This window comes from Paenibacillus sp. JT31N17 (assembly GCF_056269255.1).
In genome coordinates this window covers 67,593-89,334 of the sequence record NZ_JBWDNP010000001.1, presented here as the reverse complement: position 1 = coordinate 89,334, position 21,742 = coordinate 67,593, and the positions used below count along the sequence as shown (strand labels likewise).

Annotated in this window: 23 protein-coding genes and 1 riboswitch; all 23 genes read right to left on the bottom strand. The window is 55.0% G+C overall.

Features of this window, described 5'->3' with window-relative positions:
- Positions 1-210: 210 nt before the first annotated feature.
- Positions 211-882, bottom strand: coding sequence for an NUDIX hydrolase (locus tag AC0YOB_RS00415; protein ID WP_475791053.1), 672 nt, complete (start codon positions 880-882; stop codon positions 211-213).
- Between the two features lie 37 nt (positions 883-919).
- A complete protein-coding gene (locus AC0YOB_RS00410; RefSeq protein ID WP_475791052.1) occupies positions 920-1,936 on the bottom strand; it encodes an ion channel in 1,017 nt (338 codons plus the stop codon).
- Positions 1,937-2,045: 109 nt separating this feature from the next.
- Positions 2,046-2,438: a DUF350 domain-containing protein gene (locus tag AC0YOB_RS00405; RefSeq protein WP_210039663.1), complete on the bottom strand. Its 393-nt coding sequence runs from the start codon at positions 2,436-2,438 to the stop codon at positions 2,046-2,048.
- On the bottom strand, positions 2,438-3,124 hold the full coding sequence (locus tag AC0YOB_RS00400) for a signal peptide protein (RefSeq protein ID WP_475791051.1): 687 nt from the start codon (positions 3,122-3,124) through the stop codon (positions 2,438-2,440). Before AC0YOB_RS00400 ends, AC0YOB_RS00405 begins: the two co-directional genes overlap by 1 nt.
- Positions 3,121-4,326 carry a glutathionylspermidine synthase family protein gene (locus tag AC0YOB_RS00395; RefSeq protein WP_475791050.1) on the bottom strand — a complete coding sequence of 402 codons (1,206 nt, stop codon included), beginning with the start codon at positions 4,324-4,326 and terminating at the stop codon, positions 3,121-3,123. Before AC0YOB_RS00395 ends, AC0YOB_RS00400 begins: the two co-directional genes overlap by 4 nt.
- The gene (locus AC0YOB_RS00390) at positions 4,323-5,036 is read right to left on the bottom strand and encodes a hypothetical protein (protein ID WP_475791049.1); all 714 of its coding nucleotides are present in this window, start codon (positions 5,034-5,036) and stop codon (positions 4,323-4,325) included. Before AC0YOB_RS00390 ends, AC0YOB_RS00395 begins: the two co-directional genes overlap by 4 nt.
- Before the next feature lie 28 nt (positions 5,037-5,064).
- On the bottom strand, positions 5,065-5,280 hold the full coding sequence (locus AC0YOB_RS00385; RefSeq protein ID WP_210039610.1) for a hypothetical protein: 216 nt from the start codon (positions 5,278-5,280) through the stop codon (positions 5,065-5,067).
- 347 nt (positions 5,281-5,627) lie between these two features.
- On the bottom strand, positions 5,628-6,326 hold the full coding sequence (locus AC0YOB_RS00380) for a cupin domain-containing protein (protein ID WP_475791048.1): 699 nt from the start codon (positions 6,324-6,326) through the stop codon (positions 5,628-5,630).
- Between the two features lie 200 nt (positions 6,327-6,526).
- Positions 6,527-7,543 carry a Delta(5) desaturase DesA gene (gene desA, locus AC0YOB_RS00375; RefSeq protein WP_475791047.1) on the bottom strand — a complete coding sequence of 339 codons (1,017 nt, stop codon included), beginning with the start codon at positions 7,541-7,543 and terminating at the stop codon, positions 6,527-6,529.
- A 305-nt stretch (positions 7,544-7,848) separates the two neighbouring features.
- Entirely contained in the window at positions 7,849-8,487 is a 639-nt protein-coding gene (gene thiE, locus AC0YOB_RS00370; protein WP_475792271.1) for a thiamine phosphate synthase, read from the bottom strand.
- A 4-nt stretch (positions 8,488-8,491) separates the two neighbouring features.
- The gene (gene thiD, locus AC0YOB_RS00365; RefSeq protein ID WP_475791046.1) at positions 8,492-9,307 is read right to left on the bottom strand and encodes a bifunctional hydroxymethylpyrimidine kinase/phosphomethylpyrimidine kinase; all 816 of its coding nucleotides are present in this window, start codon (positions 9,305-9,307) and stop codon (positions 8,492-8,494) included.
- Between the two features lie 347 nt (positions 9,308-9,654).
- Positions 9,655-10,422, bottom strand: a complete 768-nt coding sequence (locus AC0YOB_RS00360) for an SDR family oxidoreductase (RefSeq protein ID WP_475785720.1) — start codon at positions 10,420-10,422, stop codon at positions 9,655-9,657.
- A gap of 21 nt (positions 10,423-10,443) precedes the next feature.
- The gene (locus AC0YOB_RS00355; RefSeq protein ID WP_475791045.1) at positions 10,444-11,949 is read right to left on the bottom strand and encodes an acyl-CoA reductase; all 1,506 of its coding nucleotides are present in this window, start codon (positions 11,947-11,949) and stop codon (positions 10,444-10,446) included.
- Positions 11,942-13,081, bottom strand: a complete 1,140-nt coding sequence (locus tag AC0YOB_RS00350) for a LuxE/PaaK family acyltransferase (RefSeq protein ID WP_475791044.1) — start codon at positions 13,079-13,081, stop codon at positions 11,942-11,944. The genes AC0YOB_RS00355 and AC0YOB_RS00350 overlap by 8 nt, the downstream gene beginning before the upstream one ends.
- Positions 13,078-14,433: a uracil-xanthine permease family protein gene (locus AC0YOB_RS00345; RefSeq protein WP_475791043.1), complete on the bottom strand. Its 1,356-nt coding sequence runs from the start codon at positions 14,431-14,433 to the stop codon at positions 13,078-13,080. The genes AC0YOB_RS00350 and AC0YOB_RS00345 overlap by 4 nt, the downstream gene beginning before the upstream one ends.
- Before the next feature lie 96 nt (positions 14,434-14,529).
- On the bottom strand, positions 14,530-15,546 hold the full coding sequence (locus tag AC0YOB_RS00340; protein WP_475791042.1) for a thiazole biosynthesis adenylyltransferase ThiF: 1,017 nt from the start codon (positions 15,544-15,546) through the stop codon (positions 14,530-14,532).
- Positions 15,543-16,310: a thiazole synthase gene (locus AC0YOB_RS00335; RefSeq protein WP_475791041.1), complete on the bottom strand. Its 768-nt coding sequence runs from the start codon at positions 16,308-16,310 to the stop codon at positions 15,543-15,545. The genes AC0YOB_RS00340 and AC0YOB_RS00335 overlap by 4 nt, the downstream gene beginning before the upstream one ends.
- 1 nt (position 16,311) lies before the next feature.
- Positions 16,312-16,515, bottom strand: coding sequence for a sulfur carrier protein ThiS (thiS, locus tag AC0YOB_RS00330; protein ID WP_210039620.1), 204 nt, complete (start codon positions 16,513-16,515; stop codon positions 16,312-16,314).
- Positions 16,499-17,653 carry a glycine oxidase ThiO gene (gene thiO / locus AC0YOB_RS00325; RefSeq protein WP_475791040.1) on the bottom strand — a complete coding sequence of 385 codons (1,155 nt, stop codon included), beginning with the start codon at positions 17,651-17,653 and terminating at the stop codon, positions 16,499-16,501. Before thiO ends, thiS begins: the two co-directional genes overlap by 17 nt.
- On the bottom strand, positions 17,637-18,272 hold the full coding sequence (locus tag AC0YOB_RS00320) for a thiamine phosphate synthase (protein WP_475791039.1): 636 nt from the start codon (positions 18,270-18,272) through the stop codon (positions 17,637-17,639). The genes thiO and AC0YOB_RS00320 overlap by 17 nt, the downstream gene beginning before the upstream one ends.
- Positions 18,273-18,389: 117 nt before the next feature.
- Positions 18,390-18,491: riboswitch (TPP riboswitch) on the bottom strand.
- A gap of 146 nt (positions 18,492-18,637) precedes the next feature.
- Complete coding sequence (locus tag AC0YOB_RS00315) at positions 18,638-19,924, bottom strand: hypothetical protein (RefSeq protein ID WP_475791038.1); 1,287 nt, start codon at positions 19,922-19,924, stop codon at positions 18,638-18,640.
- A gap of 34 nt (positions 19,925-19,958) precedes the next feature.
- Positions 19,959-20,795 (bottom strand): carbohydrate ABC transporter permease, encoded by an 837-nt coding sequence (locus tag AC0YOB_RS00310; RefSeq protein ID WP_475791037.1) that lies wholly within the window; start codon positions 20,793-20,795, stop codon positions 19,959-19,961.
- The gene (locus AC0YOB_RS00305) at positions 20,792-21,736 is read right to left on the bottom strand and encodes a carbohydrate ABC transporter permease (RefSeq protein ID WP_475791036.1); all 945 of its coding nucleotides are present in this window, start codon (positions 21,734-21,736) and stop codon (positions 20,792-20,794) included. Before AC0YOB_RS00305 ends, AC0YOB_RS00310 begins: the two co-directional genes overlap by 4 nt.
- Between the last annotated feature and the right edge of the window lie 6 nt (positions 21,737-21,742).

Here is a 21,742-nt window from a genome sequence, read left to right as displayed (position 1 = left end):
ATTATGGATATGAAAAAAAGATACGCAAGGATACACACGCAAACACTGTGTATGCTTAAGTATCTTTTCTCTAATCTGTAATCGCTATTATCTGCTAACCGGCACTCTTTCAAGAAGGAACTCTCTCAGCTCATTATCTGACCTCTCATACATCTCCAGCAGCTCCTGATAAGGATCTCCTGACAGCTTCAGATATGCCGCCATTTTATCTCATTCCGGAGCATCCGATCGGATCAGATGCGCCAGCTTGTACAGCTCGGCGATATCATGACGATCAGAAGCCTCCAATCTTCGCACAGCTTCTTCAATTTCCACAACATCTACGACGGCAATCTGCTCGGCATCCGGCGGATTAAGCGGCTTTCCGACGAGCTCAACCTCCCCATATCCAACCAGCCTGATGAAATGGGGATGGGGAATATGGGCTCTGAAAGGGTTCTCTGCGAAAGACCGGCATTTGAAATGACCGAATATTTCATAATCCAGCAGATTGGCCCCCAGCTCCTCCTGCACTTCCCGCCGCAGAGCTTCCCGGTAGTGTTCATTCGGCTCCAGTGTCCCGCCAGGCAGCTCCCATCTGCCGTTATCCAGCTGGATCATGACATATCGGTTCCCGACGGTAGGGATAATGCTGATATTGCTGATCAACGATTCATCGGACGGTGATTCTACGGTAAACCGGGATTTCACGATGTCCCAATCGATCCATCCGGATAAGGTTGGCAGACCGCTGAGGTATGCCCGCCTCCGGTTCGTACCGGGGTTGTTTTCCGCCGGATGATTCCGCTCATTTGCTTCTATGCATATCGCCCCGCCCTCTCTTACAAAATCAGGGTGCCTTCTTTGGCCATTGAATTGTCTATTTCTGCATCGCTGCGCCATCCCTTTTGCTTCACTTGGCTTTCGTTCTTGTTCCGTTTTATTTCCCGGTGATAGCCTGATAGGTAGCAGTGTCAGCGATTATATAAAGCCGCGCTCCGGCGGGAATCGGCGTGTTCAGCTTGCGGTTTACTCCCAGATCGCCGCGATCCGAAATCAACGTCGCTCCCCGGCCCAACAGATCCTGAAAAGCATCCCCGTATGTCCGCCAACCTGCTTCTACAGGAACCTCATAGATATCGTCGCCATGCTGACGGCTGAGCAGTTGGCTGAAGATTTCCGAATTCCCCTCCTGAAGCGCAGCCCGGACGGCGAGTCTGGATATGGCGTCATGGGACAGAACGAACTCGTTTACATTAATATAGCGGAAATTCAAAATGTTTTTCTCCTGGACGATCTCCACCGTCGTATGGACATGCGGAGCAGTCCTTTCAATGCTCGAGGTAATCAACAGCGACTTTCCGTCAGCCAGCGCCGCCTCGTCAATCCGCGAATCCGCAAACACAATTGCTGACCGCGCCTTCTGCAGCATTGCCCGTTCCAGTACTTCATCGGATGCGGGATCGCCGCTGATGAAATGGACATTGCTGCGGTTCAGCAGCGGATGCTTGTCGGTCTCGTCGACGATAACAATTTCCGCTCCCGGCAGGTAGGTCATAATTTCCTCTACAGCGTATTGCGCCTTTTTGCTCCAGTTGATAATGATGATATGATCCTTGCCCTGAAAGTTCAATTGACCGGCCTCCCTCTGCCGTTGGATGCCTGCTACGGAATCGATGACTTTGCCGATCAACAAGCTCAGCAGGCCGATTCCGAAAATATACAGAAAGATCGTAAACACTTTGCCCAGTACCGTCTTCGCAAAATAATCGCCGTAGCCAACCGTAGCCATCGTCGTCAGCACCCAATACAGGGAATTAAACCATGAGGTGAATGTTGCCGGTTCCAGCAAGTAAGCGATGGAGGCGCTGATCAGAATGAAAATGATAACAGTCAGGATAATCGACGTATTTTTGAAACGCATGGTTTTGTTAAGCACTCTAAGAAAGAAATACATGCTGATCCTCATCCTCTTCCGCTCAGATCGGCGAATGCCGCAATAAAAAAGAGATTGCTCTGCCGGAATGGGAACGGACAGAGCATCATGCAAGCTATATAGGATCTTGTTATACGATCAGGCTGCTTACGGCGAAGCTCGTACCCAGGAATACGAAGCACAGCAGAATGCCGATGGCAGTGTTGCCCTTCTGCAGATGCTCGGATACTTTCAGCCCCGGTGTGACCAGCTCGAAAATCCAATAGGCGGCGATCAGGCAGACATAGCCCACCGCAAACCAGATCATCATAAACCAAATGGACGTATTGGTATAGGCGGCAACGCCCAGAATAATTGCCGTTGCCAGAAACTTTCCGCCCAGCGCCAGCCCTACCGCCATATTCCCCTTGCGCAGCTCATCCATGTCGCGGAATGGAGTCATCCAGCTGAAGATCAGCATGCCGAGCGTCTGCAGCAGGATAATGACAGCAACACTTACCACAATATTGATCACAATGGTCATCATGCCCACCCCCTGAATTTTGCATAGACCATATCATAGTCGCTGTAATCATGAACTTCTTCCACCATGATCATTACTTTTGTCACACTCTTGAGCGCCTTGTACCGGTCCTCGTCGATCGGCTGCTTGAGCTGGTTGCCCGATGGTAGCGTCAGGACCGCAAAGTTCCGCGTCTTGCCCTGGTACTCCGTCTTGTATACCCCGACCAGCGGAACATTCGTCTTCAGCGAAATCTTCAAATTGTCGAGATCCGCCTTCGCCTTGGTCTGATCCGGATAGGATTTGAGCGTATTCCAGGCAGACAGCTTGACTTCATTGCTGCCGGTTTCGTTGGTCACCATATCGGCGCTCATGAACTGCAGCGTCCAGATTTTGGCGCCTGTTGCGTAGTTTCCGTCATTGGGCAAAAGTGTATTGTCAGGCAGAACGGTCATGTCGCTGCCGATCAAATCGCCGACCGTACCTTCAACAATCCGGTAATCCCACGGAATCCGCTGAGCGTCTCCGCCGGAAGCCGCAGCTGTATCGGAGGTGGTATGGAATACGGACGGTTGATCGGACGAGCACGAGCTGAGGAGCAGACTGGCGAAGACAGCCAGCATCAGGATGCCGATCAGCTTCACGCGGCCGCGGCGGCGCATCACTCCGCGCTCTGCTGCTGAATCGCTTGCTCTGTTTTCTATCATTCTCTTTCTTTCACTCCCAACGCGATAAAATGGCTCGTATTTCCGGTAATCAGCCCTCCGGCTCTGCCGAGCAGCCCGCAGGGGGCGCCATTAAGCATGAACATGCCTGTCAGCAGATGAAATTCGCCTGCCGCCGTCTCGATGCGGGCAAGCTCTGCTCTTTTCTGATACACCACAGGAAATAATTCGCTTGTATCAAAACCGTGTTCATCCGCAAGCTCCAGCTTGCCCTGCGTGTCGAACAGCCTGACCGAGCCGCCCTCGCGGCCGAACATTGATTTGGATACAAAGCTGCCTTCGAAGACCGGCTTGTTGTAGGTCGGGAGCATATACAGTCTGATCGCTTCCCGTTCCTCCTCATTAAACAACAGACCCAATTCGTACAGCCCCCATGCGGCGGCCTGCAGCCCCTTGGACTGGAGAATAATGCTGTGCGGGGAATTGAACAGCGTAAGGCTGCCGCTCTCAATCGCATAGGCAAGAGCGTCTCCGCCCTCATCGACTGCCATCCACTCTTTCGGATACAAGGCGAACAACCGGTTGATCGGGGCTCCTTCCCCATCCTTCAATACCCCGTCGTCCACCCACAATTCCAGACAATCCGTACAGCGGACATCCAGTCCGCTGTGCCGCACAAGCGCTTCGATGGTCCCGGAATCCTCAACATGGGCGCCATAGCCCACACATGCGGCAGCCTCCGGCTGTTCCTCCGCCCAGGCTGCGGCAACCAGCTGCGCCATGCCTGCATTAGGGGATTCGAGCCCGGCCAGCTTGAACAGCCAGGGCGTCGCTATCGCAGCTTCCACATAACCTGTCGGCGTGTCTGCATTGAGCTCCAGCAGCTTGATCGTTCCATCGTGGGAGATGGCAAAATCGAACCTAGCATACCGGCTGATCCTGCCTTCGGGAGGAAGCGGCAGCTGATCGATCGTATCCCATAGTATCTCGGGGATGCCAAGCAGTACATAAAGCTCGCGTTTGCCCGCCAGATAACGCGCTGTCTTGTCGAGAACGAGCCACAGTATTGCAGATGCGCGCGCAAGCTCGCTGTATAGAGCCTCCGGCATGACAACCAGCTGGTCGATCCAGTAGGCCTCATCCTCCAGATCCGCCCAGGCGAAGCCGATTTCCTTCAGCTGGGCAACCCGGGCGGCGCGGTCGGAATGCGGCTGACCCAGCACCTCGAATATCGAAGCGGTCAACCGCCGAACCCTCCGGACGAACCGGAGCTTTTGCTCGATGATGAACTGAATCCGCTGCTCGACTTGCTGCTGGACGAGCTTGTGCTTCCGGAGCTGGATGAGCTCAGCACGCTTGACTTGCCGCCGATTCCGCCGGGCTTGGAGGATGTGCTGCGGCGGGTGACCGAACCGGTCGTATTGGTCGTCTTGGGGCGGATGGTGGAGCCGACCACCGGCTTGTTCTGAAAGGTATCGCTCGTATAAGTCTTGGACTTATACGGCTTGGTCGTTCCGGCGTAATAGGTCGTATGCGAGGAAGACCATCCGGAAGCCGAATAAGAAGAGCCTCTATTAAAGAGCAAATGATAGAGAATCAGATCATCCCAGCCAAAGCCGGATGTCGCCCCGTTATTAATGATGACCGTATCAGGCGGGTTGCCGCCCAGCGTTCCCATGCTGTCAGTTCCCGCAACAGCGCCTGTTCCCTCATCCAGCAGCGGGATGTTCCAATCGACCGCCGGGTCGAAATATTGCTTCACTTCGTCTGTCGACCACTCTACCAGCTTGGGCTGCCCGCTGCCTGCATCATCGGCCGCAAAAGCAGCAGAGCCGAAGGCCGCATTGGCCAGCAGCGCGATCCCAAGCGAGGTCGACAATATCCGAAGCGGCTTGCCGTCTTTGGTAAAAAGCTTGAATTTGACCGGTTCATCCGGTTTCTCTTCCCACTTCAACTGCTGTTCCCCCTGTCGCTGACATTTCTTATATGTTCTGCATCGGAACGACCAATATCTCCAGTTTTCCGTTATCCAGATTCAATCTGCCTTCCAGCGTCTCGTACTCGCGGCCGCTTACCGTTATATAATTAATATGCTCCAGCGAGGCGATCATGCTCGTCGACCATGTCCGTTCGTCGATCTGGCGCAAGCTGCCTTCGGGTTCTTTCTCATATAAGATGACTGCTATTCCGTTGTCCACATCTGTACACCCTTTCACTATGGAGTGTCTGCCATATTTTACAGTAACTGAATGCGGAAAGACTTGTCAATCCAAGAATTGTCATAATTTGTTGAAAAACAGAGCATGTATCCCATATCCATTTTTCTTCCCTTACATATACAAAAAGAGCGGAATCCTCATTCTTGTTTTATACCCGGTTTCCATATTAACACTCCTGATTCCTGTGGTATATACTGGATTTCCTTCCTTTGTTATCGGTATGCCGCTTTCTGAAATGTACAGCCGGACACCGATTGCAATAATTTTACAAAAAAAAAGAACCTCAGAGGTTTTAAAGACTCCCGAGGCTCTTGTATGGCTCATATTTAATAAAAATTTCCCCCATTGCCGATGACAGGCCGCGGCTGCGGATAGTAGCTTGGAAGTCCTCGATGGACAAATCCCTGGCTGTAATTGGTCTGCTGCTGGACCGGCTGATAGGAATAATCCGGCTGGCGGGCTGACTCCGCTTGTTCCCGGGATTGATTCTTATTGCAATTGGCAGGCGGGCCGATGATGACTGTTTCTGTGATAGGCGCCAGTGTCTCCTTTACTGCGGCTTCATCGAGACAGTAAGTGTGCGCGAATACATTCGCAGGCGTCAACCGGAGGAGATCGGAGCCCGGAATGAATTCCGGAATCGGCGCATCGAATATTGCCAGCAAATGGGTGTCGTCGACGGTCGCAATCTCATAATGCCACCATCCCTGCGGCACATTCGCCACCTGTCCGGGCTGTATCGGAAAATTCCGAAGCTCCTTGGTGAACGGGTTGATCAAGGATACAACGGCAGCACCAGAAATGCAGTATACCAGCTCCGAAGCGTTTTGATGAATATGCGGCTCTATAACATTCCCCGTACTCAAATAGATATCAAGCAACGAGGTATTTCCGAGTGTGTTCAACTGCTGGATGGATAATGCGTTGATTAAATTACGCGAATCCTTAGTGAAGAAATTATTCTTGCTTACATCATAAGAAAACTGTGCGGTAGGTGAAGCATAGTCCATATACGAAATCGCCAATATGAGCCCTTCCCTTCATGATCGTTCTAGACATTTGCCTTATTGGATAGGGTATGTGAATGCCTAGAACCGGGTGCGCCCATAATTCGTTGCTTCCCCTCCTTTTTCATTCCGGTTACGTTACGCTCATCCTCCAGTTATGCCGGCCCGCCTCACTGGCGCTGCGCCCATACTCGTCGTTTATTATATGTGATTCCCGCCTACCGGTATTGTTGGTCGGCAGAACCGCTCCTTGCAGCCTCCTTAAAATTGACGAATTTAACATTTTTCTCATCCCAGAGCCGGTAACGGAATGCCTGCAGGCTGGCAGCAATATTGATCGTCGTGGCCTTTTGAAGCGCCGGTGTGTGAGCATGCGCGGCTTCCAAATAATAGTTGGGCACTTTGGGACTGAGATGGTGGACATGGTGAAAGCCAATGTTTCCTGTGAGCCATTGCAGCCACGCGGGAAGCTTGTAATAGGAGCTCCCCTCCACAGCCGCGCTCACGAAGCTCCATTCCTGCTCCTTGACGAAGTAGGTATCCTCGAACTGGTGCTGTACATAGAAGAGCCAAACGCCCGCAGCCCCTGATATGAAAAATATCGGTCCATGTATCAGCAGAAAAGGCTGCCATCCAATCGTGAAGCACAGCAGGAGCGGAATCCCGATGACGGCCGCATTGGTGAGATAGGTGTTGAGGCGTTCTTTCAGCTTGGCTTTCTTCTTATTAAACCGGTTGGCAATTATGAAAATATAGAAGGGACCCAGGCCGAACATGACTAACGGGTTGCGGTACAGACGATAAGCAAGCTTTGTCAGAGCCGGACTGGCCCTATATTCGTCAACCGTCAGAATCCACACATCACCCGTTCCCCGCTTGCTCAAATTGCCGCTGGTTGCGTGATGCATGGCATGCTCGTGCTTCCACTTATTATAGGGGAAGAAGGTCAGAATTCCCGTCAGCGTTCCGAGGATCTCGTTGGCCAACCGGCTTTTAAAGAACGAATAATGGCAGCAGTCATGAAACAGGATAAACGTCCGGATCAGAAACCCCGAAGCTGCAATGCTCAACCCGAGCGTAAGCCAATAGGAAACGCCGAGGCTGGCATAGGCGAGATACCATAGCAGAAAAAAAGGAATGATCGTATTGCAAATCTGCCATATGCTGGACCTAAGATTTGATTTTTCAAATGGAGCCACGTCTTTCTTCAACTGCAGCTTAGCCTGTGCGCTCATAGCAATCCTCCTAATCATGCTTCAATTAATGATGATTGAATAATTCAGTCAAAAAATTAAAATACAAAAGTCCCTTTTAATTGCCTTTACCTGAGTCGCTGTATCTGTGACTACGACCCCAATCGCTTACGTCTTCTAGGGCTAGCTCTACTATAACGAAATCCATGAACGCGACAAACTGTCTGCAGAACGAAAATCCCTCATCCGCCGGGCGGATCATTTTCCACGACTTATGGTTGTTTACATATTCCTGAACGCGAAGAAAACCGGACAGCATTGGCCGGTTTTCAGTACACTTCTATTCATTACACAGCAGTCATGGCAAGCAGTCCTCGGGCAGTTTCCTCTACGTTCGCAGCCTGGCTGACCGCCGAGATTACGGCAATTCCATCTGCACCCGCCTGCAGAACCGGCGCCGCATTCGCTATGCCGATACCGCCAATGCCAACAAGCGGAGCGGTTATTCCGGCTTCCCTGATCCGGCGAATCATCTGCGGACCCTGAACCTCCCGGGCGTCGAGCTTCGTGCTGGTCGGATACATCGGTCCCACGCCAAGATAATCGGCTCCCTGCTCCATTGCAAGCCGGGCTTCCTCCACATTATGCGCGGATACCCCAAGCAGCTTGCTTCCCAGCCTGCTGCGGATCCTGGGCACCTCTCCGTCTTCCTGGCCGATATGGAGGCCGTCCGCATCCAGACTGAGGGCAAGCTCAACGTCATCGTTAACGATGAAAGGAATGCCGCTCTCCCGGCAAAGCAGCCGCAGCTGGCGGGCCAGCTCCAATTTGGCCAGGCCCGTCAGACAGCCGGTTCCTTTCTCCCGGAGCTGGAACATCGTGACTCCGCCCCTGATCGCCGCCTGCAGCACTTCAACCGGATTTCCTCCCGTGTTGACGCTCCCCATTACCAAATAAAGCCGAAGCTGCGGTCGGATATCCGTCATCCGGTTATTCAAGGACAGCCCCTCTTTCCTGCCGGTAAGCCCAATGATTCGTCGGGCCGTTACCGCTGCCCAAATCCAGTGAATGGGCAATGGCCGCCTGGATGAAGGCTTTGGCGGTACGCACCGCTTCGCGTACCGGATTACCCTTGCCCAGCTCCGCGGCTATGGCAGCCGAGAAGGTACAGCCGGTGCCATGCGTATGCCGGGTCGCAATCCGCTCCCCGGTAAATTCCTCGCAGTATTCCCCGTCCGAGAACAAATCCACCGTGTGCAGCGCATCCTCCTCATGTCCGCCTTTGATCACCGCATACCTCGCGCCCATAAGACAGATCGCTCTTGCGGCTTTCTTCTTGTCTTCTTTGCTGCTGATCCGGATGCCGGTGAGCGCCTCAGCCTCCGGGATATTCGGCGTTACCACCATCGCCAGCGGAATCAGATGGCTGATCATGGTCTGGATTGCTTCCGCCTGCAGCAGCGGCGAGCCGCCCTTCGCCACCATTACGGGATCAACCACCAGCCGCAGCCATTCGTAATGCTTCACTTTATCGGCAACCGCCCTGATCAGCTCTGCGCTGAACAGCATGCCGGTCTTGAGCGCATCAGGCCTCAAGTCCGCTCCGATAGAATCCAGCTGCTGCGCAACAGCCAGGGCGTCCAGCGGAAAAACCCCTTGAACACCAAGCGTGTTCTGCGCGGTAACGGCCGTGATTGCCGACATGCCGTAAACGCCAAGCTCCTGAAAGGTTTTGATATCGGCCTGTATGCCGGCCCCTCCACCGCTGTCCGAGCCGGCAATCGTTAATACTTTGCGAATCGTCATTGTCCACTCCTCCTCTTCGGCGCTGGTCTGGAAGGCCGGTGAAAAAGACCGGCTGCGCATGCGGAAACGTCTTCCGATACTCGCAAGTGCTGCAAGCGAGTTAGCCGCTTGTCACTTGTCGTGGAGCTGTGGTACCTCTGAATTTATTGAATTTGGAGAGCTTTGGCGCAAACCCATCTACGGTATGGATGTGGATGGGTTTGCACCCTATTTGTTAAATTCGGGGTACAAAGTTCGTAAGTGGATGCTTACGAAGCAGCTTTCTTACGAAGCAGCTTTCTTACGAAAGCTTTCAGCTTACGCTTCTCGAGACTATTTCCGCCTGCTCCGTCTGTTGTTCACCACGTCTAGACCATAACCAATCCGCCATCGACTCTCAGACATTGTCCGGTTATGAATGAGCCCCAATCGGACGCCAGCATCAGCACGCCCCCGGCAATATCCTTCGGCACAGCCAGCCGCCCAAGCGGGGTCAGCCGTATAATCGCCTCGCGCACATCCTCCGGCGTCTCGCGGCTGGAGTCGGCCCCTTGCGTCAGGCCGGCCGCCACGCAGTTGACGTTGATGCCGAATGCCCCAAGCTCCGCAGCCAGATTCCGGCTGTACCCGAGCAGGGCGGCCTTCGCCGTCGTATAATCATGGTAAGGCACAACAGGGAAATCAATCAGGTTCGTCACGATATTAATGATCCGCCCTTCACCCTGCTGCTTCATTATCGGGATCACAGCCTTGCAAATATGAAAAGCGCCGCCCAGACTGCCGTCCAGCTGACGCTGATAATCCGCCCAGTCGAGGCTCCATGCGGTTTGGCGCGTCTTCGGATTGAAGGAATACTGGCTGAGCGCATTGTTCACCACGATATCAATGCCTCCGAAGCCATCCGCAATGGCTGCTACCATCCGCTGCACTTCATCCCCGTTCGTCACATCCGCCTGCATCGCCGCCCCATCGCCGCCGCTCTCCCTGATTCTGGACACGACCTCTTCCGCCAGTTTCCCGCTGCGCAAATAATTGACGACCACAACTGCGCCCAAAGCTCCGAAAGCCAGAGCGACAGCTGCGCCTATGCCGCGGCTGGCTCCGGTTACGAGGACGACTTTGTTCCGGAAATCCATATCGCTCCCCTCCTCTGCTGCTTATTCCATATCGGGATCATACAGCTCCGCTCCCTGCTCTGCGCTCCACTCCATATCTGTCCAGCGCAGCAGATCCAGCAGATTGTACCGGCCGTCATGATGCCAGCCGGCAGGCGTGCGCGTCATTTGGCCCACAGCGCAAATCCGGTTGATCCCTGCTGCGCCAAGGCGCCCCGCAAGACGCTGAAGCCGGGCCGGCCCCACTGCTACCCCCACAGATTGGGAGTAGCGCCGGTGAAGCGGCATGGCCGGTATCGTTTCTTCGAGCGACAGACAGCCAATGACATGAACCGTCCGGTTCAAGGGAGAAGCCTGCAGCTCTCCGGAGGGATGATAGATCACCGTCCATTCCGTGCCTCGCTTGCTGCCGTAAACGGCGGTACCCGCTCCATTCAAGGCTGCCAGCTCGTACTGGTTCCGAAGCGCATGGATAGCCTGCGCTTCTTCCCTGGTGACAGCCGCCCGCGGCTTCCTGAGCTGGAAACGCTGAAGCTCGGCTGCGAGCAGCTGGGCAAACTGCTGCGGCGGCACCGAACCGCCCGACTCCACAAACACCGAGTGGGGAGACAGGCAGCTTTGCTGATCATAGGTGCTTACGTCCTGAGCGAGCCGGTGCACCGTATCCTGATAACGGTCGGGGGTCAACGCCTCCCTTCCTACCATGGCAAAGCTGATTTTATGTCCGTAGCTGACCAGCCTTTTATACTCCGGCAGCCTGCCGCGGATTTGCCGGACCGCTTCATCCGAGCCATAGGCGACCACGACCTCCGCGGCCTCCATTGCCGGAACCTCCAGCTCAAGGCTGCCGCCCTTCCAGGGAAGAACGGCAATGGAATCGGCCAGCTTCGGATCGATTTGCCGGAGCGACTCGGTGAACAGAACAGCCATGACAGGTTCGGACGAGGCGGTCTTGGAGAGAATGGCAGATTTGACCAGCAGCCCCATGACCAGACTCCAGACCGGCAGACCCGGAACATTGCCCGAGCCTACCTGGTAGATGAGCTCCGGTCCGTAGGCCCTGCTCATCCCGCCGGTTCTGCGGGGCCGGAATTCATCCAACACGGCGCTTGAGTCCAATTCCTCCTCCAGGAAACGGAGCAGCTCTTTCCTGCGGAACAAGCGCATGAATCGTTTGAGCTCCAGCCTGATCATATCCCGGTCATAGCCGGTCAGAGCCGGAAGCCAGCTCTCCGCCTTCCTCCGCAGCTCATAATCCGGATTCGTCCACAGCTGCACGGCGGCATCGATAACATCCACAATCTCGCCGGTTTGCAGACCAGCCAGGTAAGCGATGCGATTCATTGTCACCTTCGCGGCAATTTCTTCTATTTTGGACCGGGTCAGAATTGGAAATGACAGAATGACGGTTCCCTCGGATGTCTCAAGCCGCCGCTCCGTGTAGCCGTCAAAGATAATTCCGCGGGGCACCGCGTAGGCCGGGTAGACAGGGGGCTCTGCTGCTGATTCCCGACTCGCCCGCCCCGCGGCCCCTTCTTCCCTATCCACTCCATGCCGCCTGCTTCAATTGATCGACAGCGATCGAGCAGCCGCGCGCCTCCGAGCCCTGAAGGCGGCCCTCCAGCAACAATCCCCTGTCCGTCATATAGCCAGTATCCTCGGTCAGTATAGCCAGACTCGAATTCCAGTTTGCCAGGTCGAAATGGGCCAGGACACCGGATTCACCCTGGCTGACCGGCTCCAGCGTATCCGGATCAAGCACCAGCGTCTTGATCCATGCCGGGCCCGATTTCACATACATGGGCTGCGCATCCGAAACACTCGAGCTCACCGTCCGGTCATAGAGCTGGGAACTCAGCTCCGTCATCCCGTACATATTCACGAACCGGCTGCGGTCCAGACAGAACGCAGCTGTAAAAGCCTGATGCAGCTCCTCCACCGTCACTTCCCGCGCCTGCCCTTTCAGGCCGCCGGTATCGAACACGAGACTGCCTGCGGGCAAAGTGAACTGAAGCGAGCGCTCCTGGCAATAATCAAGAAAATGAACATAGGAGAAGGTGGTTCCCAGGATCAGAACCGGCTCCACGCGGCTCTGAACAGTCTGCATAGCCGAAGCCAGCCCCTCCATATCCAGCCCTGATCCGGCATGATAGAAGTTACGGCTGTCCTCACTCCCATACAGCTCTACGGCCCGGCTGACATAACGGGACAGCGAGGAATTCGGATTCAGATCGCTTCCTGGCGAGATAACCCAAATCGTCATCCGCCGGGTATCCGGCAGCACGAAGTCGGCAAACGACAAAGCCATCGACCTGTCCCACACCTGAAGGGTCGGGTGGTAATTGCGCCCCTTCTTGTCCGCATTCGTCGTTCCGCTGGTCATGAATACCGCTTCCGCCTCTTCCGGCGGCTCGCAGGACAAGGTCAACTCCTTGAAGCCCTGAATCGGCAGCGGCGGAATTTCTCTCCATTCCCGGACGTTGAGCGGTGATTTCCGGCGCGCCTGGCAGTACTTCCGGTAAGGGATATTATATTGAAACTGGTACTGAAAAAGCTGCAGCGCCAGCTTATTATAGGCTTCCTCCAGTGCAGGTTCGCCGCTTTCCGCAGCCGATCGGGCACCGAAGCGCTCCATAAAAGCCAGAATTTCCTGTACGATGCCTGCAGATTCGTTTCTCATGAGCTCAGCTCCCTTGGCTTGGGCCTGAATATCCGGAACCAGCCGGGTATGTTGACAAGCAGCAGCTGCAGAACAATGGCGGTCAATGCGCCAACCATGATCGTGTTGGACAGGAACTTACCGGCAAAGCCTGCGGCGCCCTCAAAAATAGGTGGCAGTGAAATTGCCAGCAGGATGGAGAGGCCGGCAATCGTGAAATTCGCTTCCGTCTTGGCCATACGGCCCAGGATGCCGACACCGGAATAGATCAGCGAAGCGGCGGCCGGCAGGAATAAGCCTCCCACGACGGCACCAGGCGTCACGACCAGAATCGCCCCGGCTTTAGGCACAAAACCGAGAATCAGGAAGATCACGCCCGCAGCCGTAACCGCATGCCGTGAACCGATTCCTGTAAGACGCAGCAGCCCGACATTTTGCGCATAAGCGGTTGTCGGGAACCCGCCAATCAACGTAGATACCACCGAGCCTGCCGCTTCTCCGGAGAATCCGTACCGGATCCGCTTGGCGGTCAGCGGTACACGCACCATATCCGAGGCGGCGTGATAGACGCCCATCGCTTCGATGACTGCAACCACATACGCGAAGAAGAAGGTTGCGAAGGTTGGCAGGTCCAGGGTGAGAGAGCCGTAAGGGAGAAAATGCGGCAGTCCGAACCAGCTTTTTTCCGCAACGGAGGAGAAGTCGATCTGGCCCCATCCGAACGCGATCAGATCGCCAACCAGCAGCGCGATCAGGAAAGCGAAGGAACGCAGAACCCCTTTTGCAAATACAGACAGCAAAATAACGACAAGCGCCGTTGCAATCGACATGGTCAGCACCGGAGCGGTCGCGAAGGTATCCGTGCCTGGCGACCCGCCCAGAAATTCGGAGAGCGTAAAGCCTGAGAGCGCAATCCCGACAACCAGGATTACGGAGCCGGAAACCACCGGGGAGAAGATCGATTTCAACCGGCCCAGCACGCCTGTAACGGCCAATGCAAAGACGATAAGTCCGCTCAAAATAATGCCGCCGCCCGCTGCCGCCAGGCCGTTATCCTTGCCTGCGGAAATCATCAGGGAATCGAAGGCGGCCGATGGCCCCTGTACAACCGGAAGCTTGACCAGGCGTGTCGCCTGGACCAGCGTGACCAGCCCCGCCGCGATGAATATCGCGTTGACCATATTGGCGGCAAGGGCCATCGGCAGACCGATCAATGCGGCCACAAATACGGGATCCAGCCATACATTGGATACAAATACATGCTGCAAGCCATAAAGAATATTTTTATGCGCCGGAAGCTTCTCTTCCACCCCGACACTCAGATAGACCGGCTCCTGATCGGGCAAGTCCTGCGCGCTTTCTCGTTCCTTCATGCTCATAATTCTCCCTTTCCTGCATTAACCTTGGAATGTCACTTGAAGCTGGATTCGCCTGAAGGGCTGACAATAACTTGTTCATCCCTTCCCGGGCTATCCAAGATAGCGGTGGTAAAGGCCTTTGGCTTCGGCCTCATCGCTGGTGCCGTGCACCAGCACCCTTCCATCCTGGAAGAGCACAAGCCGGTGAGGGGCAATATGCAGCGTGACCAAATATCCGTTGAACTCTACGCGCCCCTGCTGCGCCAGCTTGGCCGCTTCCGCTTCCAGGTCGCGTTTCACGGGAGCGGGCGGACGGATCTGAACGGTATCTCTTCCGCATAACACCGCTGTTCTCGTATGGTTCGATGCCGACAGGAACGGGTAGGTCGGCCTGCTCCCGCAGGAGAGGCAGTGCTCCTTCTTCAGCTTCTCCACCGCGATGGAGGAATGCTGGTTGTTCCACAGATCGAAGGAGGTCAGCCTGCCGCGAAGCGCTTGGCGCCCGCCTGTGAGCAGCTTAAGCGCCTCCGCCGTCTGATAGGCGACTACCATCTGCACCGCAGGGCTGATAATGCCTGCCGTGTCGCAGGTCGCTCCCCCAAGCGGGACGGTTTCGAGCAGACAGTTCAAGCACGGCGTTTCGCCCGGAAGGATCGTGTAGGTGATGCCGTAGCTGCCCACACAAGCCCCGTAAATCCAGGGGATACGGTGCTTCTGGGAAATATCATTGATAAGCAGCCGCGTGTCGAAATTGTCCGTGGCATCGATAATGACATCCACTCCCCGGACCAGCTGCTCAATGTCGCGGGTCGTCACATCCATGATCAACGCCTCGATCTCAACCTCCGAATTAAGCGACTGGAGCCGCTCCTTCGCGGCAATCGCTTTGGGCATCCGCCGCTTCGCGTCCTCTTCGCTGAATAATTGCTGACGCTGGAGATTGCTCCACTCCACATAATCGCGGTCCACAACCGTCAGCTTCCCGACACCCGCGCGCACGAGCGCTTCGGCGTTGCCCGTGCCCAGCGCTCCTGCTCCAATAAGCAGAACATGCTTGCTTCCAAGCTTCTCCTGCCCGGCCGTGCCAATGGGAGGAAACAGCTCCTGCCTGGAATAACGCCCGTTCAATTGGAGCTCCAGCCTTCCATCGGGCTGCTGGCCGACGCATACCGTTTCTTCGGAATTCTTCCCGCCTCGAAGCCAAGCCTTCCCGCCTCAATGGCAAGCTTCATCGCCAAGGCCATCTTGACAGGATCCCTGGCGCCGGAGACCGCCGTGTTCAGCAGCACGCCATCAGCGCCCATCTCCATTGCAATCGCAGCGTCCGAAGGTGTCCCGATTCCCGCATCCACGATGACAGGAACGGTCGCCTGTTCAATAATGAAGCCGAGATTCAGCGGATTGATAATCCCAAGACCTGTGCCGATCGGCGATGCGCCCGGCATGATGGCATGCACGCCCAAATCCTGCAGGCGTCTGGCCAGCAGAACATCATCTGATGTATAAGGCAGAACGGTGAACCCTTCGGCAAGCAGCATCTCGGACGCCTTCAGCGTCTCGATGGGATCGGGCAGCAGCGTCTTGAAGTCGCCAATCACCTCGACCTTGATCATATCGCAAAGCCCGGAAGCTTTGGCCAGTCTGGCAATTCGCACCGCTTCCTCCGCGGTCTTGGCCCCTGCCGTATTCGGCAGCAGCGTGTAGCGGCTCACATCCAGCATCTCCAGAAAATTGGGCTGGCCCGCCTCAAAAATATTCATCCTTCTCACGGCGAACGTCAGAATCTGCGATTCCGAAGCCTCGACGGCCTGCTTCTGGATTTCAAAATCCGGGAACTTCCCTGTGCCGAGCAGCAGCCGGGAATGAAATTCATGCGCTCCAATCTTCAACATATCAGCCACCTCCTACAAAATGGACAATCTCAATGCGGTCTCCGTCCGACAGACGGGTATCCTGGTGAGCGGACTTTTCCAGAATGCTCTGGTTCCACTCTACGATTACTACCTTCTCCTCCAAACCGAAATGACGGAGCAGGTCGTGCACGGATGCTAAAGTACCGGGCACTTCGACGTTCTCGCCGTTAATGTGCAAATTCATCCTGGTTCATCGCTCCTTTCATGTCCATCTGCCGGTCCAATCGAAAAGCGTCGAGATAATCGGCCTCTGCCGCTTTTCCCTCCGCCCAATCAGCGGCCAATTGCCCGGTAATGGGACTAAGCAGTATGCCATTGCGATAGTGGCCGGCCGCCACGTACAAGCCACGCAGCTCTTTATGCTCCCCCAGGAAAGGCAAACCGTCCGCAGTCTGCGGCCGCAGTCCCGACCAGGCTTTCTCCCATTCCGCATGCACAATATCCGGAACCAGCAGCTTGGCGGCTTCGAGGAGTTTGCCAATCCCCCCCAGCGTGACTTTGCGGTCATAGGAATGCTCTCTCATTGTGGCTCCGACAATAAGCCGTCCGCCCTTCTTGGGAACAAGATAACAATCATGGCTGAATATCGTCGCCTGCACCAGCGGCGCATGGGTAAGCACCGAGAAGCATTCTCCCTGAACAGGGAAAACAGGGCTTGAAAGTCCAGCCTGCTCCATAAGCGGCCCGCTCCAGGTGCCGGAGGCAATGACGATGCGGCTGCCGTACAAGGTTGTGTCCCGGGTCCGGACGCCGCATACAGAGCCCTGCTCCAGAACAAGCGATTGCACCTCCGCATATTCCCGTATATCCGCTCCCAGCGCCGCGGCCGCCTTGGCAAAAGCAAGGGAAAGCTCCGGGGCAAGCACATGCCCGTCCTCTTCAACAAGCATGGCGCCCAGAATATCCGGGGCAAGCGCCGGCTCGAGCTTGCGAACCTCATGACCGGTCAACCAGCTTGCCTGTTGCCCCGCTTTGCACTGAAATCCGATCGCATGCTGAAGCTCGTTCATCTGCGCGACGGTTGTGGCGATGCGCAGCAGCCCCTTGCGCTCCAGTCCGATATCAATTCCGCTGAGCTCTCGAAGCTGGGCGGCAAGTGAGGGGAAGAGCGCGCGGCTGCGGAGGGCCAGGTCGAATAAAGGCCCCGCTTCGTTGATTTCCGCCTGTGCGGCAAGCATGCCGGCAGCGGCACTGGAGGCCTGCCCGGCAAGCCGGTCACGCTCCAGCAGCACAACCTTCATGCCTCTTGCCGCCATATGGTAAGCGACCGAGCTTCCAATCACCCCGCCGCCCACAATGATCGCATCAAAAGTATTCGTCATCTGATTCGTCTCCTCGTCTGTTCAAAGCTTCGGCGTACTGCAAGGCGGCCCGCAGAGGATCCGCCGCCTGCATAATGCCCGACAGCACCGCTACACCCGCTGCTCCTGCTGCCCGGACCTGCTGCACGCGCTCCGGATTAATTCCGCCAATGGCGATTACGGGTATATCCGCGCTCCGGACCATATGCGCCAAAGCGCCGATCCCTCTCGGCTCCTGCCCCGGCTTGGAAGCCGTTGGGAATATATGGCCATAAATCAGGAAATCCGCCCCCTGCTGCCGGGCCAGGACAGCCTCCTCTGATTCATGCACGGAGCAGCCCAGACGAAGTCCGGGAAAAGCCATTCTGGCTTCCCGTACGCCCAGACTGCGGTAGGATAGCTGAGCGCCCTGCAGCCGGGCGGCCCATGCTACATCGATACGGTCATTAATCATTATTTTCCCGGCCGGAACGCCTTCGGCCAGCAGAGCTTGCACCCCCTGCCACAGCTCGGAAGCATTCCTCGCCGGTTCCCGCAGATGAAAGGAAGTCACATACGGATGAATCTTCCCGGCAGTCTTCGCATAGGCTTCCAGATCCTGCCGGCCATCCGAAATTACATGTAATTCCAGTGCCGTCAAACTATCACCGCCCTCCCAGACTACGGTATGGATAAAAACACAAAAAAGACCGCCCTCCAGATAAGAAGGCGGCCCTGTTCAACTAGGCAATAGCATACTTATTCATATGCCGATAGACCAATCGTGAGACCACTTCCCTACGCTGGTATTACCCAGATCAGGTGCAAAGGGTTTGAATTCATCTTCAATCTCAGCCATTCGGCTCCCCTAGTGATACATCCTATGCAATTGGCTTTATACTATCACGAATGCTAGAAAAAGCAAATAAAAATCTGTTGAAAGGCTGCAAATATGCGGGTCCAACCTTATACAACCAGGTAAAAGCCGCATCTGAAAGGGCAAGCATTGCGGAAATAATTATCCTCTCAATACCCGCCGGCATACGGGCTTTTCGGCTCTGCTCCCTGATGGTCGAACTTCGCCATATAAGCCCCTCTCTTCTCGACTGTTTCTGCCGAGGAACTCATCGCCTGCTTCAGATCCCCTTTATGCACGTCATTCACGATCCAGCGCTGTCCGAACCCGGCATGCACCACTTCGTCGGCCCAGTCAAAATCCTGGAAGGTCGTCATGAGCGGATCCCGGGCAATGTCGCGGCAAAATTCCCATTCCTCGCGTTTGCCAGGCGGATACTTCATCGCCGCTTTCTCGATGGCAATCGTCAGATGCGTATAGGCCTCGTCCGGCTCGAACAGCTGCAGCGTCATGTCCAGCCAGCCCGTCCAGTTCGGCTTGTCGTAAATATCATAGCCCTTGACCCGCAGCGCCGCTTCGCCGAACCAGGAATGTCTGACCTCGTCCCAGGCATGCCTGGCGGTATCGAGGTAGAACTCCCAGGGCTTGCCTTCGGATTGAAAGTGGACGCAGGCAACCGCTTCCGCCGGAGACATCTCGAAGAAGCGCGTAAACATCATCATTTCGAATCGGCCCGCCTCGGAGTCCTCGAACTGAAATTCCTTGAATTTGCTCACTGCGCTGCGGAACCGGCCGTCGCGCGTGCTGGAAGCAGGCAGCTCGAATGGCTGGGCGGCAACCGCAAGCTCGGGATCGGGCTCCTCCTTGGCGAGACCCCCGTCAATGCCTCCGGCTGCAGCCAGCAAATTACGAAGGTATCCGACCCAGCGGTCGGCATCGGCCACCGCTTTCTCAGTGGACTCGGCCGAGAAATGCCGCACGGCCTCATTCCCCCACTCCAACTGCTCCTCCCGGTCCATCAATTGATGCTTCAATAAATGAATCGTCGGCTCATCGACAATGGGCTGGGCGCTTGCCATATATGCCCGCGCAGAGCGGATTTGATCCGGTTTCACCACCTCGAACAACGCTCTCATCAGCTGCAGCGTATCCGCGGATTTCAGCACCTCGTCCATCAGCAGCTCCAGATTCGGGTCCGGCGACTTGTCGAAGGCCGACGAGCTCATTCGGAGCTGCTTGCAGCGGCTGCGCAGCTGATCGCAATGCGAGGCATCCTGCCACATCAGGCGGGAGAGCGCCCCCTTCACCTCATATTCGGGACGCGCCACCATATGCCCGGCCTCAAGCTTCATCAATCTGCGGTCCACATAGCCGATTCGATGCAATTTGTGGGATGATTCCGCTACCGACATGCCTACTTTGCCATAATTCTTGATTCCCATAAATGGATGCAGCATATAAATATTCCTCCCCGCAAATAAAAGTACTCTATTAACCCTTCAATCCGGTTGTAGAAATTCCTTCTACAAAATGCTTTTGCGCCAGGAAAAAGATAATCATGCAGGGCAGCATCGTCAGTAATGACATCGCCATGATCTGATTCCATTGAATATCATAGGTGGCGTCGATTGACATTCTCAGCGCCAGTTGAAGTGTAAATTTGCTGACGCTGTTCACATAGATCAGCGTGTTGAAAAATTCATTCCACAGCCAGATGAATTGAATTATACTGACGGAGAACAGCGCAGGCTTGCACAGCGGCATCAGGATCCGGGTCAGAATCGTAAAGGAATTGCAGCCGTCTATTTTCGCCGATTCATCCAGCTCGCTCGGCAGACCGCGTATAAATTGAACCATCATAAAGATGAAGAACGGATATCCGCCGAGGAAAGCCGGAACGACAAATGGCAAATAGCTGTCCAGCCATCCGAAATTCCGGAACAGCAGGTAACGCGGAATGATCAACACCGCATGGGGCAGCATCAATGTTGCTATCATGACTGCCAGCAGCACCTTCTTCAGCGGAAAGTGAAACCGTGTGAATCCGTAGGCGACAAGAACGCTTGAGACGACCGTACCGATGACAGTGGGAACGACCAGCAGAAAGGAATTGGCGTAGAACGTTCCGAACGTGAATTGACCGGAGCCCTTCCAGCCTTCCACAAAACCGTCCCAGATCACCCGCTTCGGAATTAATCCGATTGAAGTATAAATCTCTGCATTGGACCGGAAGGAAGCCGCCGCCATCCAGAGCAGCGGGTAGATCATAATAAAGCCGAATACGATCAATACCAGGTAAGCGCCGATTTTGGACAGATTCTTCATCATTTGCCACCATCTTCGTAGTACACCCATTTGGATGAGGATTTAAAAATAACCAGTGTAAAAATCATTATAATGACGAACAGCACCCAGGATTGTGCCGACGCGTAGCCCATTTTAAAATACTTGAACCCGTTCTCATAAATAAGCAGCCCGTACAGGTAGGTGGAATTCAGCGGTCCGCCGCTTGTAATCACCATCGCCGCGGTAAACTCCTGGAAAGCGTTCACCATCTGCATAATGAGGTTAAAGAAAATAATTGGCGTAATGAGGGGAAACGTGATGCTGACGAACATCCGGGACCGGGATGCCCCGTCGATCCGCCCCGCTTCATATAGCTCGCCGGGCACCTGCTTCAGCGCCGCGAGGAACAGGACCATGGACGATCCGAACTGCCACACTGTCAGCGCGCTGATCGTATACAGGGCAATATCCGGACTTCCCAGCCAATCGATCGGAGCGATGCTCAGCTTCCCCGTCATCTGATTGACCAGCCCTTCCCTGGAGAAGAGATATCTCCAGAGCAGAGCTACCGCGGCGCTGCCTCCCATAATGGACGGCAGATAATAAATGGTACGGAAGAAATTGATCCCTTTCAGCTTCCTGTTCAGAAGAATGGCAATCAAGAGAGCGAAAGCAAGCTTCAAAGGGACCGCGATGACGGCATAGATAAAGGTAACCTTCAACGATTGCAGAAACAGCTTGTCACGGGTAAACATCTCGATGTAATTTTGAAGACCGACGAAATTGGGACTCTTGAACATATTCAGATCCGTAAACGAATACAGCAGGGATGAGATAAACGGATATAATTCGAAAATAGCAAACCCGAGCAGCCATGGGCCGATATAGAGAAAGCCCATATACTTCCATCTGCGGTTCCTGCTTTTTTTGGGTGACTTGAACTTCGCATTCGCTGCAGAGGCATTGGATACTGATTCATTCACAAGCTC

What these genes read in the sequence shown, in the direction of transcription:
- AC0YOB_RS00415 (WP_475791053.1), bottom strand. Translation starts at nt 882, where the DNA reads ATGGCGCAGCGATGCAGAAATAGACAATTCAATGGCCAAAGAAGGCAC.
- AC0YOB_RS00410 (WP_475791052.1), bottom strand. Translation starts at nt 1,936, where the DNA reads ATGTATTTCTTTCTTAGAGTGCTTAACAAAACCATGCGTTTCAAAAAT.
- AC0YOB_RS00405 (WP_210039663.1), bottom strand. Translation starts at nt 2,438, where the DNA reads ATGACCATTGTGATCAATATTGTGGTAAGTGTTGCTGTCATTATCCTG.
- AC0YOB_RS00400 (WP_475791051.1), bottom strand. Translation starts at nt 3,124, where the DNA reads ATGATAGAAAACAGAGCAAGCGATTCAGCAGCAGAGCGCGGAGTGATG.
- desA (WP_475791047.1), bottom strand. Translation starts at nt 7,543, where the DNA reads ATGAGCGCACAGGCTAAGCTGCAGTTGAAGAAAGACGTGGCTCCATTT.
- thiE (WP_475792271.1), bottom strand. Translation starts at nt 8,487, where the DNA reads ATGACGGATATCCGACCGCAGCTTCGGCTTTATTTGGTAATGGGGAGC.
- thiD (WP_475791046.1), bottom strand. Translation starts at nt 9,307, where the DNA reads ATGACGATTCGCAAAGTATTAACGATTGCCGGCTCGGACAGCGGTGGA.
- AC0YOB_RS00360 (WP_475785720.1), bottom strand. Translation starts at nt 10,422, where the DNA reads ATGGATTTCCGGAACAAAGTCGTCCTCGTAACCGGAGCCAGCCGCGGC.
- AC0YOB_RS00350 (WP_475791044.1), bottom strand. Translation starts at nt 13,081, where the DNA reads ATGAGAAACGAATCTGCAGGCATCGTACAGGAAATTCTGGCTTTTATG.
- AC0YOB_RS00345 (WP_475791043.1), bottom strand. Translation starts at nt 14,433, where the DNA reads ATGAAGGAACGAGAAAGCGCGCAGGACTTGCCCGATCAGGAGCCGGTC.
- AC0YOB_RS00335 (WP_475791041.1), bottom strand. Translation starts at nt 16,310, where the DNA reads ATGTTGAAGATTGGAGCGCATGAATTTCATTCCCGGCTGCTGCTCGGC.
- thiS (WP_210039620.1), bottom strand. Translation starts at nt 16,515, where the DNA reads ATGAATTTGCACATTAACGGCGAGAACGTCGAAGTGCCCGGTACTTTA.
- thiO (WP_475791040.1), bottom strand. Translation starts at nt 17,653, where the DNA reads ATGACGAATACTTTTGATGCGATCATTGTGGGCGGCGGGGTGATTGGA.
- AC0YOB_RS00315 (WP_475791038.1), bottom strand. Translation starts at nt 19,924, where the DNA reads ATGCTGCATCCATTTATGGGAATCAAGAATTATGGCAAAGTAGGCATG.
- AC0YOB_RS00310 (WP_475791037.1), bottom strand. Translation starts at nt 20,795, where the DNA reads ATGATGAAGAATCTGTCCAAAATCGGCGCTTACCTGGTATTGATCGTA.